This window comes from Spirosoma sp. 48-14 (assembly GCF_001898575.1).
Taxonomy (GTDB): domain Bacteria; phylum Bacteroidota; class Bacteroidia; order Cytophagales; family Spirosomataceae; genus Spirosoma.
The window spans coordinates 58684-77773 of sequence record NZ_MKUD01000044.1; the positions used below are offsets into that span (position 1 = coordinate 58684).

Annotated in this window: 14 protein-coding genes and 1 riboswitch; of the genes, 2 read left to right on the forward strand and 12 right to left on the reverse strand. The window is 47.5% G+C overall.

Annotation, left to right across the window (positions count from 1 at the left end):
- Positions 1–9 precede the first annotated feature (9 nt).
- The 5 genes from BGO59_RS21880 to BGO59_RS21900 form a co-directional block, all read right to left on the reverse strand.
- Positions 10–1098, reverse strand: a complete 1089-nt coding sequence (locus tag BGO59_RS21880) for an efflux RND transporter periplasmic adaptor subunit (RefSeq protein ID WP_293686733.1) — start codon at positions 1096–1098, stop codon at positions 10–12.
- An 82-nt stretch (positions 1099–1180) separates the two neighbouring features.
- Positions 1181–2464, reverse strand: a complete 1284-nt coding sequence (locus BGO59_RS21885; protein WP_293686735.1) for a TolC family protein — start codon at positions 2462–2464, stop codon at positions 1181–1183.
- A gap of 338 nt (positions 2465–2802) precedes the next feature.
- Positions 2803–4170, reverse strand: coding sequence for a HAMP domain-containing sensor histidine kinase (locus BGO59_RS21890; protein WP_293686737.1), 1368 nt, complete (start codon positions 4168–4170; stop codon positions 2803–2805).
- 13 nt (positions 4171–4183) lie between these two features.
- Positions 4184–4870: a response regulator transcription factor gene (locus tag BGO59_RS21895; protein ID WP_293686739.1), complete on the reverse strand. Its 687-nt coding sequence runs from the start codon at positions 4868–4870 to the stop codon at positions 4184–4186.
- A gap of 111 nt (positions 4871–4981) precedes the next feature.
- The gene (locus tag BGO59_RS21900) at positions 4982–5224 is read right to left on the reverse strand and encodes a type B 50S ribosomal protein L31 (RefSeq protein ID WP_080059834.1); all 243 of its coding nucleotides are present in this window, start codon (positions 5222–5224) and stop codon (positions 4982–4984) included.
- Positions 5225–5830: 606 nt separating this feature from the next.
- Here BGO59_RS21900 and BGO59_RS21905 point away from each other — a divergent pair.
- Positions 5831–8311, forward strand: coding sequence for a ribonucleoside-diphosphate reductase subunit alpha (locus BGO59_RS21905; RefSeq protein WP_293686742.1), 2481 nt, complete (start codon positions 5831–5833; stop codon positions 8309–8311).
- A 91-nt stretch (positions 8312–8402) separates the two neighbouring features.
- Here BGO59_RS21905 and BGO59_RS21910 read toward each other — a convergent pair whose 3' ends face one another.
- The 7 genes from BGO59_RS21910 to BGO59_RS21940 form a co-directional block, all read right to left on the reverse strand.
- Complete coding sequence (locus tag BGO59_RS21910) at positions 8403–8969, reverse strand: hypothetical protein (protein WP_293686744.1); 567 nt, start codon at positions 8967–8969, stop codon at positions 8403–8405.
- Positions 8969–10051, reverse strand: a complete 1083-nt coding sequence (locus BGO59_RS21915; RefSeq protein ID WP_293686746.1) for an AAA family ATPase — start codon at positions 10049–10051, stop codon at positions 8969–8971. Before BGO59_RS21915 ends, BGO59_RS21910 begins: the two co-directional genes overlap by 1 nt.
- Positions 10052–10136: 85 nt before the next feature.
- A complete protein-coding gene (metH, locus tag BGO59_RS21920; protein ID WP_293686748.1) occupies positions 10137–13922 on the reverse strand; it encodes a methionine synthase in 3786 nt (1261 codons plus the stop codon).
- Between the two features lie 105 nt (positions 13923–14027).
- A riboswitch (SAM riboswitch) is annotated at positions 14028–14148 on the reverse strand.
- Between the two features lie 130 nt (positions 14149–14278).
- The gene (locus BGO59_RS21925) at positions 14279–14641 is read right to left on the reverse strand and encodes an SxtJ family membrane protein (protein WP_293686750.1); all 363 of its coding nucleotides are present in this window, start codon (positions 14639–14641) and stop codon (positions 14279–14281) included.
- A gap of 2 nt (positions 14642–14643) precedes the next feature.
- Positions 14644–14793 carry a DUF5989 family protein gene (locus BGO59_RS21930; RefSeq protein ID WP_020600213.1) on the reverse strand — a complete coding sequence of 50 codons (150 nt, stop codon included), beginning with the start codon at positions 14791–14793 and terminating at the stop codon, positions 14644–14646.
- A 50-nt stretch (positions 14794–14843) separates the two neighbouring features.
- Positions 14844–16007: an SGNH/GDSL hydrolase family protein gene (locus BGO59_RS21935; protein ID WP_293686754.1), complete on the reverse strand. Its 1164-nt coding sequence runs from the start codon at positions 16005–16007 to the stop codon at positions 14844–14846.
- 30 nt (positions 16008–16037) lie between these two features.
- Positions 16038–17900 carry a carbamoyltransferase gene (locus BGO59_RS21940; protein WP_293686756.1) on the reverse strand — a complete coding sequence of 621 codons (1863 nt, stop codon included), beginning with the start codon at positions 17898–17900 and terminating at the stop codon, positions 16038–16040.
- 256 nt (positions 17901–18156) lie between these two features.
- Between BGO59_RS21940 and BGO59_RS21945 the strand changes: the two genes are divergently transcribed.
- A complete protein-coding gene (locus tag BGO59_RS21945; protein ID WP_293686757.1) occupies positions 18157–19047 on the forward strand; it encodes a phosphatase in 891 nt (296 codons plus the stop codon).
- Positions 19048–19090 lie beyond the last annotated feature (43 nt).

The following is a 19090-nucleotide window of genomic DNA, read 5'->3' on the forward strand; positions in this document are numbered from 1 at the left end:
GAACAGCTTTTAATCGTTTATGGCGTCGTAAACCAGAAGCTGGTTCTGGGAAATAACCCGTTCGCCGGGTTTCAGGCCGGTTTTGATGTAGGCAATATCCCCAATGGTTTTCAGCACATTTACTTCGCGGGTTTCGATATCGGAGCGACTCTTGAACACCATAACGAAGTGTTTCGACTGATCGAAAATAACCGATCCTGCCGGTATAGTAGCCAGTTTACCCCCATCCTCATAGCGCAAGGTAACCGTTGCGTGCATTTCGGGCCGGAGTTTCAGCCCTGTATTCGTCAGCCGAATCCGAACGGTCATGGCTTTGGTTCCGGGGTCCAGCACGGTATACATTTTATCGACCTGCCCTTTAAACAACTGATCGGGATAACTCAGTGTCTGGATGGAGGCATCCATGCCAATCCGAACCCGACCGATATCGCTCTCATTAACATTGGCCAGTACCCATACTTCGGAGATTTGCCCAATGGTAAACAGGTTATCGGCATTGTCGGACCGAAGCTGCATACCCCGGTTCACATTCTTTTCAATGACATAGCCATCAATAGGTGCTTTTACGGTATAGATCGACGTTTTGCCCAAGCCGTAAATGCGAGCAACTTCTTTTACCCGATTGGCTTCCGCCTGCGCTTTTTCAACCTCTTTCTGAGCCGCCACCACTTCACGTTGCGATACCAGTTTGGTTTCGAACATATCCTGTGCTACCCGCAGGTTTTTCTCCGCCAGCAGTAAATCTGACTGAGCCTGAATGCCTTGCCGCTCAATATCAGCTACTTCGCCCGACCGGATCAATGCCAGTGTTTGCCCTTTACGGACGTAATCGCCCAATTCGACTTTTACATCCTCCACATTGCCACCCACCAGCGGGAAGACTTTGATAACCCGGTTTTCATCGGCCACGACCTTACCCACCAGCGTCAGTTCGCTCCGCACAGGCTGCATGACCGTGCTATCCAGGCGAATCCGATGCATCATGGTATCGGACAGCATAAAGGCTTTCTGTTCTTCCTGCGCAGGTTTGGGCGCACAGCCCACCAATACCGCTAATCCACTAACTAGCAGGAAACTAAGGCAAATACAGCGATTCATAAATAGTCTGTGGTTTTGTTGGTATTCGGTTTAGGCTGGTCCGACGCAGGCATTGCTACACGTCGGTCCTGACCTATCCCATTTATCGAAACAAATCGGTCCCGACCAGGTAATTTAACTCTTCATAGGCACTGATTCGGTCAGCCTTCAGTCGGTTAAGCTGGCGAATGCTATCGTTGTACGCTTCGATCAGGTCGACAAACTCAATCAGGCTGAGATTGCCTTTCTGAAAACTGGTAATGACACCCCGGTTCAGCTCATCAAATTGATTGGTGAATTGTCCTTCAACGGACTGCACCCGACGCTCAACTTCCTGTACTTTTTGCAAGGCAGTAGCCACATCGTTACTCACCTGAACGGCCTTCTGCTGATGCAGCTGTTTCTGATAACTGATCTGGCTCCGAGCCGCCCGAATGGCCCCCTGATTGCGGTTAAAAACCGGCACGTCGGCCGAAACAGACAATCCAACATAATTCTGGATATAACTCCCCGCCTGATCGTAGGTGCCACCCACGCGCAGGTCGGGCGTTGCCAGTGCGCGTTGCAGGTTGTAATTCAACTCAGCTTGACGGGTCAGGGACTCAGCGGCTTTCAGGTCGGGTCGATTACGGAGCGCCATTTGCTGAAGGGTATCCTCCGACTGATTGGGCAGGTGGTAACGGGGTAATAATTCGTTAAATACGCGTGGGCGAATGGGCTGATCCACAGATAACAGGGTTCTGAGTGCCCGCTGATCGTCCGCCAACTGAAACACGATTTCAGTCCGGTCGTTGCTGAGTTGAAAAAGAAGTGCTTTCAGTCGCAGCAGTTCACGAAGCGATATATTGTTTCGCTGGTACTGTTGTTCATACGCTGATACGGTCGTTTGGAGGGTAGCAATCTGCTGGTCGAAACGCGCTAATGTCTGCTCCTGAAAGTAAATGGAGAAAAATCGACTTCGGAGGTCGAAACGCAGGCCGCGCAATAGATCAAGCAGTTCAAATTCGGTCAATCGAGCCGCTTCCGATGCTAAGGCAATTCGTTTATTACGCTTTCCGGCCGTATAGAGCAATTGTTGAACCGAGATGATTTTCTCTCCCTGCCTTCCCACATCCAATACGCGACGGGCTTCGTTATTGTAAGCGCTGAGTTCAAGCGTTATGTTCGGATTATCGTATAAACTGGCCTGCAACACCTGCGCCTGACTGGCATCAATCCGAAAACGTTCGGCCAATAACAACAGATTATTTTTCAAAAACAGACTATCAGCCTGTCGAAGACTTATCCTGAGCGAATCCTGATGGGAAGTCGAAACGGTTCCAGGCTGGGCCTGAGTAAATTCCGCAGAAAGGAACACTAAAAAAGAAACGAATATCAGTAGCCGCATACGTTGACTGAACTTGGGCTACAAAGGTCTTTAATCCAAATTAATACAGAATTAAAGAAAGATTAGAGCAGCTTTAAAAAGAGATTAGAAAAACATTAGAAACACTTACGGTTTAGTTATTTATACTCTATCTATTTCGCTTAAGAATGGGCCTATAGTCACCTATTTGTCATTGATAATCAGAGCTATTTGAATCAATCTGAGTTAAATATAGCTGGTTACCTTTCTGCCTGGTCAGCATTAAAATCCTTTTAAACTAGATTAATCGTATGCTTTAATAACTTGATCAATAAGGTAAGTAGTCTTTATCTCGATTGCTTAGTAGGGTTTCAATTTGATTACAAATGAGGCAACGAAATGGTAAATGTACTCCCCTCTTCCACTTTACTCTCAACCGCCAATGTCCCCTGGTGAAGCTCAATCAATTTGGCACAAATGGACAAGCCAATACCAAACCCCTGGTAATCAAGCGCATTAGACGCTCTATAAAACGGCTCAAAAATATGAGCTATATCCTGCTCCGAGATGCCAATGCCCGTATCGCGGACTGTGATCCGACAAAGATGACTATCGGTGCCAATACGAACCTGAGCCGTTTGATTGGCCGAATACTTGCAGGCATTGTCGAACAAGTTTACGAAAACCAGTTTCAGCAGTTCCTCATTGCCTTCAATCAGCGTCTCCGTTTCGGTTTCCGGTATATTGTCGTAATCAACACTAATCTGATAGTGCGGTTTAGCGCTTACCAATTCGTCCTTTGCCAAAAAAATCACATCGTCGATTCGAATGGGTTGCCGGGTCACCTGATTGCTGGTTTCCAGGGCTCGCGCCAGGAAGAGCAAGCCATTGGTTAAGCCAATCAGGCGATCCGTATCCGATAGCAGATTGGTTAGAATATCCTGGTGCTCGTCTACGGTCAAAGGCCGACGCAACCCCAACTGAATTTCTGATTTGAGCGCAGCCAGGGGCGTCCTCAGTTCATGCGATGCGTGTGATACAAAACTTCGTTGCTGCTCAAAGGCCTGCTCAAGCCGGTACAGTACATCGTTGAAGTTCATCGCCAGCCTCGCAATTTCATCCTGCCGATTCCCTTCATCCAGACGCTGCTGGAGATTACGGGCCGTAATCGTGGAAACCTGCTGGTTAATCTGGCTAATCGGTTGCAGCGACTGCCCGGCAAAGAAAATACCCAGGCCGATGGTGATGCTAAGCCCAACCAGTAGTCCCCAACCCAGAGTAAGCTTGAGGTTTTCGAGTTTACTTTTACCAAACTGATCGTAGGCCGACGCTAATACGACCAGGTCACGCCCATTTTGCTGGTACAGCAATCCAACCAGTTCGTTGGGGCCACTATGCGTTTCAATTTCTTTTTTGTGCCGAACCTCGCTCAGAAAGGTAGATCGGTAGTAGATAACCTGATCATCAACGCTGGAATAAATCAGGTGGTTTTGGCCATCGAAAATCAGAACCTTCTCATCGAAAAGGGCTGTCAAGGTATTACGGTCGATAATTTTCAATAGCTCTCGATCCACCTCTTTTACCTCGATCAAAAAGCGCACCGTGGTTCGTGCTTTATTTTTCAACCGTTCGTAAAACTCCTCCTGCCGATACGTAGCCGACACCCAGTAAATAAGAATTGAAAAGAAAATAAGAATTGACGCTACAATTAGCGAGAACTGAAGGGCGATGCGGTTGCGGATGGTCATACAAAAGCGGACTTTATTCCTCTTTTAACACATAACCCAATCCCGGACGGGTGTGAATTAGCTTTGGCTCGAAATCGCGGTCTATTTTCTTACGAAGGTAATTGACGTATACCTCAACCACATTCGTTCCCGGATCGAAGTTAAGACTCCAGACGGCCTCAGCAATATCGGCTTTCGACAATACTCGGCCCCGGTTGCGCATGAAATAGTCAAGCAAAGAAAATTCACGAGCCGTCAGGTCGATCGGTGTTGCCCCTCGTCGAACCTCTTTGGTCGTTACGTTAACGGTCAGATTAGCGACCTGCCAGATTTCCTGACTCGACGGATTAGCGCTGAGTGCCGTCCGGCGAAAGCAAGTTGACACGCGAGCAAGCAACTCCCTGAAATCGAATGGCTTAACCAGGTAATCATCGGCACCCAAGGCCAGACCTTCTACCTTATCTTCAATTTCGCCTAGGGCCGTCAGCATAATGATGGGCAACTGGGGTTTCTCCGCCCGAACGCTCCGGCATACTTCAAACCCGCTCAACCCAGGCAGATTAATATCCAGGATAATCAGATCGACACCCGGCTGTAAAGCCATCTGCCTCCCATTGAGGCCTTCATAGACTACCTGCGTAGCGTATCCTTCTTCCTGAAGGCCCCGACTAATATTCTGAGCAATGCGCCGATCATCTTCAATAATCAGGATATTTTTCATGGTACCAACGGAGTAAACAAGCGAAACGCTTATGTAAATGTATAAAGAAAAGCTCCTCTGCCACGGTGGTCGCAACAGAGGAGCTTTCGATAAAACCGTATTGGTTTAGCCTTACTTGGTACCGTAGCGCTTGCGGAACTTGTCCACACGACCAGCAGTATCGAGCAGCACATTCTTACCCGTGTAGAAAGGGTGCGACTGCGAGCTAACTTCAATTTTTACGAGTGGGTAGGTTTTCCCTTCGAACTCGACACTATCTTTGGTTTGAACCGTAGAGCGCGTCAGGAATTTATAGTCGCTCGACAGGTCGTGGAATACCACATCGCGGTAATCCGGGTGAATGCCCTTTTTCATGATAAATCGCTGTTTCTTGTCATCTTCTCGGTTTCCGACCGAAAAGGACTGCAAAGGTAAGGTCTTTTTACGGGGAAAACAAAGACTTTTTACGGCTTCTTTAAAGCCAGCGAATCAATAGCCTAGATTGGTACCGTTGGGTAATAATCGTGTACTAAACGCTTGTTTTTGAGGTCATTTTTTCATATATTTCTACACCATTACGCTTCTTCTACGGCTTAGTCGAATCAATAATCGGCCATAAAAACCGTCAAATAAAAATTACTTTTTTTATTTATTAGAATATCATTTTAGTAGGCTATTGTTAAGTGATTCAGGATGATGGCTTAACAATTTCTTAACCTACTTACCAGAGTTGCACGTTTCAATGATTCCGTAAAATGGGCGAACCTTCTTGGTTGCTTTTCCGTCTATTTCAACAGAACTTTAACGTCTCGTAACAGGCATGCTTCTGGATAAATGGATAGCTCAATGAAGCGATTCATTATTTTCAATCTGGACAAGCCCACCACAAACACCGTAACTAAGTATAGCAATTCCGTAACACCACGTTCACTTTCATTTGTATCTAATCATCTCTCTTTACATAACTAGCCCAAACTTATCATGTTCGTAATCAAACGTGATGGCCGCCGGGAATCTGTCAAATTCGACAAAATCACGGCTCGAATCGAGAAGCTATGCTATGGCCTCGATCCAGCTTATGTACAACCCGTCGAAGTCGCCGTAAAAGTTGTCAGCGGCCTCTACGACGGCGTTAAAACGACAGAGCTCGACAATCTGGCGGCCGAAACAGCTGCTTCGATGACCACCAAACATCCGGATTACGCCATTCTGGCGGCCCGGATTGCCATTTCCAACCTCCATAAAGAGACCAATAAATCGTTTTCGGGCACGATCAAAAAACTGTACCACTATGAAGACCCCAAAACCGGCGAGAATGCATCGCTGATTTCGCGGGAAGTGTACGAAGTCGTTCGCCAGAATGCGGCTCTGCTGGACTCTACGATCATCTATGATCGCGATTACGGTTATGATTATTTTGGCTACAAAACCCTCGAAAAATCGTACCTGCTGAAGATTGACGGACGCATTGCCGAACGCCCACAGCACATGCTGATGCGGGTAGCCGTTGGAATTCACCAGGAAGATATTGACTCGGCCATTGAGACCTACAATCTGCTGTCGGAAAAGTGGTTTACCCACGCAACCCCGACGCTGTTCAACGCCGGTACGCCCAAACCCCAGATGTCGAGCTGTTTCCTGCTCACCATGCAGGACGACTCCATTGATGGTATTTATGATACCCTGAAACAAACGGCCAAGATTTCGCAGTCGGCCGGGGGGATTGGTCTGAGCATTCACAACATCCGGGCAACAGGTACATACATTAAGGGGACCAACGGAACCTCGAACGGGATCATTCCGATGCTGCGCGTGTTCAACGACACGGCCCGCTACGTGGATCAGGGCGGTGGTAAGCGGAAAGGTTCGTTTGCCATTTACCTGGAGCCCTGGCATGCCGACATTTTCGAATTCCTCGACCTGAAAAAGAACTCGGGCAAAGAAGAAGTCCGCGCCCGCGACCTATTCTATGCGCTCTGGACGCCCGATCTGTTCATGAAGCGGGTAGAAGCTGATGACGTTTGGTCATTGTTCTGTCCGCACGAGTGCCCCGGTCTGGCCGATTGCTATGGCGAAGAATTCGAAGCGTTGTATGAGCGTTATGAGCGCGAAGGCCGCGCCCGTCGGACCGTGAAGGCTCAGGAATTGTGGTTCAAGATTCTGGAATCGCAGACTGAAACCGGCACGCCATACATGCTCTATAAAGATGCGGCCAACAAGAAGTCGAACCAGAAGAACCTGGGAACGATCAAATCTTCGAACCTTTGCACCGAAATCATCGAGTACACGGCTCCCGACGAAGTAGCCGTTTGTAACCTGGCGTCGATTGCCCTGCCGAAGTTCATCAAGCGCGATCCAGACGGCATCATGCGTTTCGATCACCAGAAGTTGTTCGAGATTACGAAGGTAGCCACCCGCAACCTGAACAAGATCATCGACATCAACTACTACCCGGTTGAAGAAGCCCGTCGGAGCAACATGCGCCACCGGCCAATCGGTTTGGGTGTACAAGGTCTGGCCGATGCGTTCATTATGCTGCGGATGCCGTTTGAATCGGAAGAAGCGCGTCGCCTGAACGAAGATATTTTCGAGACGATCTATTTCGGAGCCATGACGGCTTCAATGGAGGCCGCTAAAGAATTCGGTCCCTACGAAACCTGGAAAGGCTCACCGATTTCGCAGGGTATATTCCAGTTCGATATGTGGGGGGTAAACCCAAAATCAACCCGTTGGGATTGGGAAAGCCTGCGCAAAAATGTGATCGAACACGGCGTCCGGAACTCGCTGCTGCTGGCTCCGATGCCTACCGCATCGACCTCGCAGATTCTGGGCAATAACGAGTGCTTCGAGCCGTATACGAGCAACATCTACACCCGTCGCGTATTGTCGGGCGAATTTGTCGTCGTGAACAAGCACCTGCTGAAAGACCTCGTAAAACTGGGTCTGTGGAACGATACAATGAAAAACAACCTGATTCTGGCCAACGGTTCGATTCAGGCGATTCCAGGCATTCCGCAGAACATCAAAGACCTGTACAAAACGGTTTGGGAGATCAAGCAGAAGCACATCATCGACATGGCTGCCGATCGGGGTGCATACATCTGTCAGTCGCAGTCGCTGAACATCCACATTCAGGATTCGAACTTCGGCAAGCTGACGTCGATGCACTTCTACGCCTGGAAAGCGGGCCTGAAAACGGGTATGTATTACCTGCGCACGAAAGCGGCTACCGATGCGGTGAAGTTCACTGTGGTACAGCCTCAGGCCGAGCCCCAACTCGAACCCGTAATGGCCGAAACAGCACCCGTCGAGAAACCCCTCAACTACGTACAGTACGCCAAGGAGCACGCCCAGAACGTAGCGCCTACTCCTGTACCAATGGTGACCGACCTCGAACAGCAATATGCCGCCATGACCTGCTCACTGGACGATCCAGAAGGTTGTGAGATGTGTGGTTCCTAGTAGCGTTTTAAACTATATGGTTAAGTTTTCGCTCCCGGCTGTGGTTAACATGGCCGGGAGTTTTTATTCAAATCATTTCAGAATTTTCAAGTCAAGGCTCATCCAAAATTCTATCAGTTTCTATAGCTATCCATTCTAAATCTGCGCTATATGGATTATCCTTAAGGTAACTAACCCAAAATGAAAGAACTTTCAAATAACGCGACTGTTTCTTCTTTATCTCTTTAAATAATTGTTGAAAATTTGCTGAATGTGGATCGTCATTTTCACTTTTGGATGTTTTTGTAATATCCCTGAGTTGATTAAAATCATGAGGCAAATTAAATTCAGTAAGTGATAATCCAACCTCTTCAGCTACAGCAATTATCCATTTCTCCTGAGCAGGCGAAATAAATATCAGATAATGATGTCTACTCGGATGTTTTAGCAGTTCTAATCTGTCTTTTACCTCAATAACGGTATCGAATTCTTCGGTATATTTTAGAATCTTTTTATCCTTATCAATCAGTCCTAAGGCAAAATCACCAGACAGCTTCTCCTGCATCTGCTTTACGACATTAGTGCATCCTTTTTGATGATTGTACCTACCCCGTGGCGGCACAGCTATTTTAAGAAGTTTCGTATCGATATAACATTCAGGAATAACGTGCAAATCCATTAGGATAAATAAGCTTCATTATTAAAAAATAAGTCAACGCCATATTGATGTACTTCCTTAATTTCATCCCTTGTTAGTGGCTTTGCCACTGTCTGGCCATCTTTAAAATCAACCATAAATATGGCTAAATCATCAATAGACCCTTCAAGAAAATCATTGACAATCAATGGACTATGCGTAACAATAAAAAACTGATTCGTTACTGACCGAATTACTTCCTGCGTAAACTCAGCAATGTAGGGAGGATAAGCATGAGCTTCTGGCTCCTCAAAAAGCAACACTGAATTTTCATTAGAAGCAACAGCTGTTTTATAAAATATAATACGTTGTAAAGTGTCAGCTATTGATGAATAAGGTAATAGAAAAACTTCATCGCCTTTATCTTTTAAAATCTTCAACGATTGACTGGATAAATCAGAAACTAGTCTTAATCCATATTGGCGAAACCATTGTGCATAAACCTCTTTAAGCTTAGGCATTAACTCCAAAACATAAAGCATGTTAGATCCAAATGGAGGCTGTAAAAAAGGAATTTTCAACTCTTTATATTTAACTCTTGGAGAGAATTCATATCGTTTAATATAGTTTATAAAATGGCGACTTTCTGTACCAAAATAATCAGAGAGTTTAAATTTTTGATCAATAGTATATTGTACAATATATGAACTATCCGGACTAAATCCACTATGGCTTCTATACTCATCAAAATTGAGTTTATTATTATCTCTTCTAGAAACAAATATTTCAGCATTTAGTCCTCCTGTTTGGCGATTGAAATCAATATGACAATTTTCTCTAATATCTTGTATCCCCATCAGGCCAACTCTAATAGAAATACCCTTACTGGTATCACCTTCATAAAAAAGCTCACGCTGACTCTCTAATCGAATAATTTCAGTCAACTTTCTTGGTGAATTCTCCCAAAGATATGGAAGGCTAAATAACGAAAGCGCTTCTAGTAAATTCGATTTACCGACATTTGGTCTACCTATAAACAGATTTATTCTTTTGAAATCTGACAACTCCAAATGGCGAATCGATTTGAAGTTATTGATCTCGACATAGTTGATAAAGTTATCCATATATGGCTGACGATTACGTGCTAAAGTTAATAACAAAAAAGACGGTCGCTTACACAACCGTCTTTTGCACTATAGATGTTTAACGCTAGGCATCATAGCTCAGTACGGGAGCCAGCCATCGTTCGATCTCGTCAACCGGCATATCTTTCCGCTGAGCATAATCCAGAATCTGGTCTTTGTTGATTTTACCGACGGCAAAATACCTCGATTCGGGGTGCGAGAAGTAGAATCCACTGACCGACGAGGCTGGGTACATGGCATAACTTTCGGTCAGTTCGATACCGATCTTACCAGCGTCCAGTAACTCAAACAAGGTGCCTTTTTCGGTATGATCGGGACAGGCTGGATAACCTGGTGCAGGCCGTATACCCTGGTATTCTTCCTTAATGAGTTGGTCGTTCGAGAACGTTTCACCCATTGCATAGGGCCAAAATTCCGTCCGTACGCGTTCGTGCATCCGCTCAGCAAAGGCTTCGGCCAGACGGTCGGCAATGGCTTTCACCATGATGCTGTTATAATCGTCGTGGTCGCGCTCGTATTTTTCCAGCAACGCTTCGATACCGATACCAGCTGTTACGGCAAACCCACCCAGGTAATCTTCGCGACCACTTTCGAGGGGAGCCACAAAGTCCGACAGGCAGTAGTTTGGCAAGCCCGGTGCTTTCTGGTTCTGCTGACGCAGGAAATGCAGGACCGTTTTGGTATCGTAAATTAATTCACCAACCGGACTTACCGCCGTTTGCGACTGCGTTCGACTGATTTTATACTCAATGTGTCGGTGCGATCCATGCCGTTCGCAGGGAATTTCGCGAACCTGTTCTTCAAACTCATGTAGCAGCACATCATCATCGGCAGCGTTGGCGGGGTAAAAACCGACTACCGCTTTTGCTTTCAACAACTTGCCGTCAATAATTTCCTGCAACAGTCGGTTGGCATCATCAAACAGTTGCCGAGCTTCTTTTCCCACCGTGGCATCCTCGAAGATGGCGGGGTATTTACCGTGTAGCTGCCAAGTCTGGAAGAAGGGCGTCCAGTCGATGTAACTTCGCAGCTCGGCCAGATCATAATCGTCAAAATAGCGGTTACCCAGGAAATTGGGTTTGGTCGGCTCAAAATTCCGCCAGTCGATGGGCGTCCGGTTCTGGCGTGCTTTGTCAATCGTCAGGCTGGCTTTCTCCTGCCGACGACGGGCATGATCATCGCGGAGTTTGCTATACTCTGCTTTTATTTCCTTAAATATATCCTGACGCGTTGCCAACTGTTCACTGGTCAGGCGCCCCGCCACCGGAACACTACGGCTGGCATCGAGTACGTGAACAACCGGCCCCTCGTAATGCGGATCGATCTTGACAGCCGTATGGGTCCGTGAGGTTGTAGCGCCACCAATCAGCAAAGGCAGTGTAAAGCCCTGACGCTGCATTTCTTTGGCCACACCAACCATTTCATCGAGCGAAGGGGTGATAAGACCGCTCAGGCCAATGATATCGACGTTGTGTTTGCGGGCTTCGTCCAGAATTTTCTGTGTTGGCACCATCACCCCGAGGTCAATGATCTCGTAGTTATTACAGCCCAGCACAACACCGACGATATTTTTACCAATATCATGGACATCACCTTTCACGGTTGCCAGCAGTATTTTACCCGCCGAGGACGATCCTTCACCCGATTTTTCAGCTTCGATGAATGGGGTTAGATAGGCGACGGCTTTTTTCATCACCCTTGCCGATTTGACCACTTGGGGCAGAAACATCTTCCCTTCCCCAAATAGGTCACCAACTACGTTCATGCCATCCATCAACGGCCCTTCAATCACATGTAGCGGGCGTTCGACTTGCTGACGGATTTCCTCCACATCTTCGTCAATGTAATCGGTAATACCTTTTACCAGCGCATACTTAAGCCGTTCGCGAACGGGTTCCGCCCGCCAGCTTTCGTCCTGAACAACAGCTTTTCCTTTCGCTTTTACAGTCTCGGCAAACTCAACGAGTCGTTCGGTAGCATCATCCCGCCGATTCAGCAGCACATCTTCGCAACGCTCCAACAAGTCTTTCGGGATGTTGTCGTACACTTCCAGTTGGCCCGCGTTTACGATGCCCATGTCCATACCTGCCCGGATGGCATGGTACAGGAAAGCGGAGTGCATGGCTTCACGCACCACATCGTTGCCACGGAAGCTGAATGAGATATTCGAAACCCCACCACTCACCTTCGCCAGCGGCAGATTTTCCTTGATCCAGCGAGTAGCATTGATGAAATCAACAGCGTAGTTATTATGTTCTTCAATACCCGTTGCAACGGTTAGGATGTTCGGGTCGAAAATGATGTCCTGTGGGGGAAACTCCACTTTATCGACCAGAATGCGGTACGCCCGCTCACAAATCTCAATCCGACGTTGGTAGGAATCAGCCTGCCCGGTTTCATCAAACGCCATCACGACCGTAGCGGCACCGTAGCGCTTGATGAGTTTTGCCCGTTCAATGAACGCTTCTTCGCCTTCCTTCAGCGAGATGGAATTGACGATAGCTTTGCCCTGAACGCATTTCAGACCTGCCTCAATCACTTCCCACTTCGACGAATCGACCATGATCGGAACGCGGGCGATGTCGGGTTCGGAGGCAATCAGGTTCAGGAACGTGGTCATGGCTTCAACCGAATCGAGCATGCCTTCGTCCATGTTCACATCAATCACCTGCGCTCCCCCTTCAACCTGTCCACGAGCGATGCTAAGCGCTTCGTCGTAATTCCCCTCTTTGATTAGTCGGGCAAACTTTTTCGACCCCGTCACATTGGTCCGTTCACCGATATTCAGGAAATTAGTTTGTTCCGTGACTTTTAACGGTTCCAGACCACTCAGTTTCTGATAGGGTTCAGCCTGTGGACGCTGGCGGGGCTTGTGTTTAGCGGCTGCCTGCGCAATAGCCTGAATATGGTCGGGCGTAGATCCACAGCAACCTCCAACGATATTTACAAAACCATCCCGGATAAAGCCTTCCACCTGAGCCGCCATTTCGTCGGGCGTCTGGTCATATTCACCAAACTCATTCGGCAAACCGGCATTCGGATAGGCAGAGGTAAAAAATGGCGCTTCTTTCGCTAAGGTCTGGATATATGGGCGCATCAGCTCGGCTCCCAGAGCGCAGTTCAGCCCCACACTCAACAACGGCAAATGCGAAACGGAGTACAGGAAAGCCTCCGTCGTTTGCCCGGAAAGGGTTCGTCCACTGGCATCCGTAATCGTCCCCGAAATCATGACGGGCAATACAGGGCGCTGTGGATTCAGATTAAAATACTTGTCGATGGCGAACATAGCCGCCTTCGCATTGAGCGTATCGAAAATCGTTTCGACCAGCAACAGATCAGCTCCTCCTTCAACCAGCCCACCGACCTGCTCATAATAAGTATCGACCAGTTCATCGAACGTAACCGCCCGGTACGCAGGATTATTAACATCGGGAGAGAGCGAGGCTGTACGGTTGGTGGGCCCCATAGCGCCCGCAACGAACCGAGGTTTATCGGGATTCTGACGGGTTACTTCTTCCACTACTTCCTTCGCAATCTTTGCTGACTGGTAGTTCAGTTCATACACCAGGTCCTCCATGTAATAATCGGCCATAGCAATGCTCGTGGCGCTGAAGGTATTGGTCTCGATGATATCGGCTCCTGCATCGAGATACTGGCGATGAATTGCCTTGATCACGTCTGGTTTCGTGATCGACAACAGATCGTTGTTGCCTTTTACATCGTGTGGAAAATCCTTGAATCGCTCACCCCGGTAATCGGCGTCAGTCAGTTTGTACCGCTGGATCATGGTGCCCATTGCACCATCGAGAACGAGAATCCGCTCGTTCAAAAGGTCGTATATCGTCTTCAAAGGCAGTTGTATAGTGCGATTGTCAGGAATACCAACAATCCGTGTCCTTAAAAAAGTCCAAAACCGCAAAAAGCTTAGGCACAAAAAGACAGGTAGCGGAGTGCTAACTTATCTGGCCCGGTTAGTTTACCGGGAGGAAATTGGCACCGAGTTTCAATAACCTCTTGGTTTTGAAAGGGTTGCCAAGACTTCATCGGGTCCGTCCCTCCGTCTTTCTGGATAAGCCTATAGCAAAAATAGATAAAAATAGGGTACACTCTACCTAAGTGTACCCTAAGATTCAGCAAATTATGTAGCGTGTACGAATTCTAAAATGGTTTAGCACGCTCAACAATCCGTTTATGGCGGCTACCCAATTACCAGGTTTGTTCTAAATCCTCTTTGGTATACTTGTGATTTCGTTCGTTGTAGAACGATTTTTGATCAGTGCGCTTAATAGCCAGCGGATTCTTGGCACTTAGCCGATAGAGTAACGCAATGGGCCATAAAAAGACGAAAAACAGAATGGAAAGAATGATTTTGCCGTTGATGTTTCCCAACACCTCCGCCAGTTTAAACCATGCTTTCACGATCAAATCACCTGCCGCCGGAATTGCCAGACTCAAAACACCAACCGCTGCAGCAGCATACAGCAACCAGGGCGACTTAACTATAAAATACAGTACTACCAGTCCAGTTACGATAACCAACTGCGCCTTTACCTTTTCAGAAACGTCCATGCCTAGAACAGCGTGTAAATGAACGGTGCAACGGCCGATCCGCCACCAATAACAATCAGAATACCAATCAGCAGCAACAGAATAATCATTGGTGCGAGCCACCACTTCTTACGCTGCTGCATGAATTTGATAATGTCCTGCAAAAATTCCATGATCTAATTTGTGTTTAGTTACTTGTATACCCGATTGATACGCTAACAATCTACCGTTTAGCCGTACTGTCGGCCGAAGCCATATGCCCCGTACCCGAATTGGACTGAACAAGGCTGAACAAAGCCTCTCCTACACGCTGATTCACCAACGCACTGGCATGACCATCATTGCGGCCAACTACACGGTCTTTCGGTTCAATATCACCCATCAATTTACCCGCTTCCAGCACAGGTACATTATTCTGCTGAAAGAATGACACAACGGGCTTAACGTATTCCGTTGTTTTTTCCAGGTTATGCGAAAATGGGAACAGTACAACGTAAAAACGAGCCTTGTTCTCTTTCGCATATGTCACAAATTTAGCCAGATCGCTCAAATGATCGTTAATAATCGCTGGCGTTCCATAAGCTGTACGGGCGTACGTATCGAACGGGGCAAAATTACCATGCGGAAACTGCCAATACAGATAATTGAGCAGATACGATTTAATGAACAGCGACTGAAATACCCGGGGGACATCAGAATAGGGCTCAAACGAAGCTGGTACCAAACCGTGGTCATGGGCCACCTTTTCAATATCGTTCGGGAAATACTGTAAAACGAGTATATCAGGCTTTTTGCCAAATTTAATCAACCGCTCGTATTCGTTCCGGGTATCGGAGCCCGATATTCCCAGGTTATAGGTTATATACTGATTGCCCAGCTTTTCGCCCAGAACGTTCCCGTATCGTTCTTCTGCCCGTTTCAGACCGTGGCCTGATGTAAACGAATCACCCACAACCAATACAACTTTTTTACCCAGTGTATCCGTTCTGGGCGTATCGCGGTAATCGCCAACCATGGGTGGCCAATACCGCTCGAACCAGATGTGCGAAGCCAACGTAAGCCCTCCCTCCTGGCTCTGGGCAATGAACATGAAAATAATTTCAACGAACACCAGCAGGAGCGCAGTTGGCACCAGCAGCGTAGCCAGATTACCGATCAGCTTAGGTGGATTCGGGTTCTTCACCACTCCGTAATAGTACAACCGGACTAGTTCCATCATCACCAGAAGCAGAACGGCGATTTTGGCAAGTCGGACGTAGATATTATCGAAAAGCCCTCTGTGCGGATAATCCAATACCACGTGGATTCGATCTCCGTAATACAGCAGAAACGCTAAGAACGCCAGGAATAGTAAACGAATACCACTCGACACAAATTTTGATTGCATTAATTCAGCACATTCGGCGGTAAGCGCCTGTTAGTCTAAAACAAACTCTTCTTTCCAGTTGTCGGTGTCTTGCCATTCGGGTTGCTGGCGCTTATCGAACAGGTAATTTCCGACAACCAGGTAATCCATTTCGGTACGCATAAAGCATCGATATGCATCATCAGGTGTAGAAACGATGGGTTCGCCCCGCACGTTGAAACTGGTGTTTACAATGACACCATAGCCCGTTAGTTGCTTAAACGCATCAATCAACTGGTAATAACGCGGGTTGGTATCTTTGTGTACCGTTTGAATCCGGGCCGAATAATCAATATGGGTAATCGACGGCAAGTCGGACCGCTGATAGTACAGCTTTTCGCGCAGGGGAAAACTGGCATAATCGGCCGGTACGGGTGTACGACGCTTTTGTGCTACCGGATGAACCAATAACATATAGGGCGAAATACCGTCGTAGTCGAAATACTCGGCGCAATCTTCAGCCAGTACCGATGGCGCAAACGGCCGGAACGACTCCCGGTACTTGATTTTCAGATTCAGCTTTTTCTGCATCTCGGCATTGCGCGGATCGCCCAGAATGCTGCGGCCACCCAATGCCCGGGGGCCAAACTCCATGCGGCCCTGCACCCACCCTACTACATTGCCTTCGGCCAGCAGTCGGGCTGCTTCCCGGCTTAACTCGTCGAAATTGTCGAAGTGTTTGCCAACAGCTTTATATTTCAACGCCATCAGTTCAACGTCCAGATCGGAGAAGGTTGGCCCCAGATACGAGCCCCGCATGGCATCGCGTTCTTTCGTAACCTCGCGCTCTTTTCCGAAATAAATATGGTAAGCGGCTAAGGCGGCACCTAAAGCCCCCCCGGCATCACCGGCAGCAGGCTGAATAAAGATATCTTTATACAGGCCGGCTGCCTGAAGTTTCCCGTTCGATACACAGTTCAGGGCTACCCCACCGGCCAGCACCAACGCATCGGCATTGGTCAACCGTTTGGCTTCGCGGGCCATGTTCAGGACCACCTCCTCAGTCAGGTACTGAATCGCCAGACCCAGGTTGCAATGATGCGCCTGAAGCTCATCTTCCGGCTGACGTTTCGGAAAGCCAAACAGTTCGGCCCATTTCTGTTCATGCACCATGGTAAGCCCGGTGGCATAATCGAAATACTCCTGATTGAGCCAAACGGACCCATCGGGCCGTAGATCAGCCAGTTTATCCTTGATAATAGCCATGTAACGAGCTACATCGGGCGAAGTAGGATCGCCATACGGAGCCAGCCCCATTAACTTATATTCACCGGAGTTGACCCGGAAACCCAGGAAGTAGGTAAATGCCGAATACAAAAGCCCCAGCGAATGAGGGAACCGTAATTCTTTCAGGATCGAAATATTTTTCCCTTCGCCCAGGCCAATCGACGCCGTTGCCCATTCGCCTACCCCATCGATGGTCAGAATAGCTGCCCGTTCGAAGGGCGAAGGATAAAAAGCACTGGCTCCATGCGACAAATGGTGTTCGGGAAACAACAGCTTTACTTTGCTGGATGACTTATAGCCTATCTTTTCCAGCTCTTCGCGAATCAGGCGCTTCAGAAACAGTTTTTCTTTCAGCCAGACCGGAATCGACATCAGAAACGACCGTATCCCTTTGGGAGCAAAGGCATAATACGTTTCGAGCAACCGCTCAAATTTCAGCAGTGGTTTGTCGTAAAAGACAATGGCATCTAATTTATTAAGGTCTGCCCCGCTGTATTGAAGGCAGTATTGAATTGCGTGAGCCGGAAATCCTGGGTCATGCTTTTTACGCGTAAATCGCTCTTCCTGAGCTGCGGCAATAATACGGCCATCTTCGATTAGCGCAGCCGCTGAATCGTGATAAAAAGCAGAAATACCTAATATGGTCATGAACTATAGTCCTGTTCAAACAGGCGCCAAAATTAACTGATTTTTTGGTAAACGTATTATTAAGCTTTCCACGACTTACTCAGTGGTCAATCTACACGCACCTGCCAATAGGCTGTAGGGTGGCAAAAAAGCGTATCTTTGGCCAGTCATAAAGAGTGAATGAGCGAAAGAGTGAATGAGTGAAATGATCTGTAGAGATCTTCTTACCAAACTTAATTTCGCTCTTTCACTCTTTCACTCTTTCACTCTTTACTGAATGAAACTAGCAGCTATCGACATCGGCTCTAACGCAGCTCGTCTGCAAATCTCAACGGTATTATACAACGACAATCAGGTTAGTTTCAAACGGGTGGAATATGTTCGTTTTCCGCTCCGACTGGGGCATGATGTATTCAATTTCGGGGCACTTACGCCTGAAAGCGAAGCCCGTACCACCAAACTCATGCAGGCTTACAAACTGCTCATGGAGCTCCATGAAGTAGAAGATTATTTAGCCTGTGCAACCTCGGCCATGCGCGAATCCTCGAATGGACATGAAGTAGCAAAGCGAATTGAATCGACAACAGGAATAAAAATTAATATTATCGACGGACGGAAAGAAGCAGAACTGATCAATAATGTAGTAGTACAGGCACTTGATGATAAACAGTATCTGCACATCGATGTAGGGGGTGGTAGCACCGAACTGAACGTCTATGAGAATCGGCAGAAAATTAATTCTAAGTCGTTCAAAATAGGATCGGTTCGATTGCTGGAAGGCAAAGAAACGAAAGGAGCCTGGCGTAAAATTGAGGATTGGGTTGAAGAGAATATCGACTCATCGCGGGAAGTTGTGGCGGTTGGCACGGGCGGTAACATCAGCAAGCTCTTTAATCTGGCCTCTAAAATATCAGAGACGGAAACCACCCGCGACGAGATTGAACGCATACGGAATTATATTGCCGGGTTCAGTCTGGACGAACGTATCAACCGACTTCGCCTGAATGCAGACCGCGCCGATGTAATCGTGCCAGCTTCCGATATTTACATTTCAGTGATGAAGTGGGCAGGGGCCAATCGCATTATTGTACCCGATTTGGGCCTAAAGGATGGGATTATTCAACTCGTATATGCCCATCTGGGCAAACGAAAACCTATCAGTTACTAAACATACAGACGGCTATCGTTCCGTAGTTATGGTCTATTTCTCG

Excerpts from the sequence above, each read along its gene's own strand:
- BGO59_RS21880 (WP_293686733.1), bottom strand. The coding sequence starts at position 1,098 with ATGAATCGCTGTATTTGCCTTAGTTTCCTGCTAGTTAGTGGATTAGCG.
- BGO59_RS21885 (WP_293686735.1), bottom strand. The coding sequence starts at position 2,464 with ATGCGGCTACTGATATTCGTTTCTTTTTTAGTGTTCCTTTCTGCGGAA.
- BGO59_RS21890 (WP_293686737.1), bottom strand. The coding sequence starts at position 4,170 with ATGACCATCCGCAACCGCATCGCCCTTCAGTTCTCGCTAATTGTAGCG.
- BGO59_RS21895 (WP_293686739.1), bottom strand. The coding sequence starts at position 4,870 with ATGAAAAATATCCTGATTATTGAAGATGATCGGCGCATTGCTCAGAAT.
- BGO59_RS21900 (WP_080059834.1), bottom strand. The coding sequence starts at position 5,224 with ATGAAAAAGGGCATTCACCCGGATTACCGCGATGTGGTATTCCACGAC.
- BGO59_RS21905 (WP_293686742.1), top strand. The coding sequence starts at position 5,831 with ATGTTCGTAATCAAACGTGATGGCCGCCGGGAATCTGTCAAATTCGAC.
- BGO59_RS21910 (WP_293686744.1), bottom strand. The coding sequence starts at position 8,969 with ATGGATTTGCACGTTATTCCTGAATGTTATATCGATACGAAACTTCTT.
- BGO59_RS21915 (WP_293686746.1), bottom strand. The coding sequence starts at position 10,051 with ATGGATAACTTTATCAACTATGTCGAGATCAATAACTTCAAATCGATT.
- BGO59_RS21925 (WP_293686750.1), bottom strand. The coding sequence starts at position 14,641 with ATGGACGTTTCTGAAAAGGTAAAGGCGCAGTTGGTTATCGTAACTGGA.
- BGO59_RS21930 (WP_020600213.1), bottom strand. The coding sequence starts at position 14,793 with ATGGAATTTTTGCAGGACATTATCAAATTCATGCAGCAGCGTAAGAAG.
- BGO59_RS21935 (WP_293686754.1), bottom strand. The coding sequence starts at position 16,007 with ATGCAATCAAAATTTGTGTCGAGTGGTATTCGTTTACTATTCCTGGCG.
- BGO59_RS21940 (WP_293686756.1), bottom strand. The coding sequence starts at position 17,900 with ATGACCATATTAGGTATTTCTGCTTTTTATCACGATTCAGCGGCTGCG.
- BGO59_RS21945 (WP_293686757.1), top strand. The coding sequence starts at position 18,157 with ATGAAACTAGCAGCTATCGACATCGGCTCTAACGCAGCTCGTCTGCAA.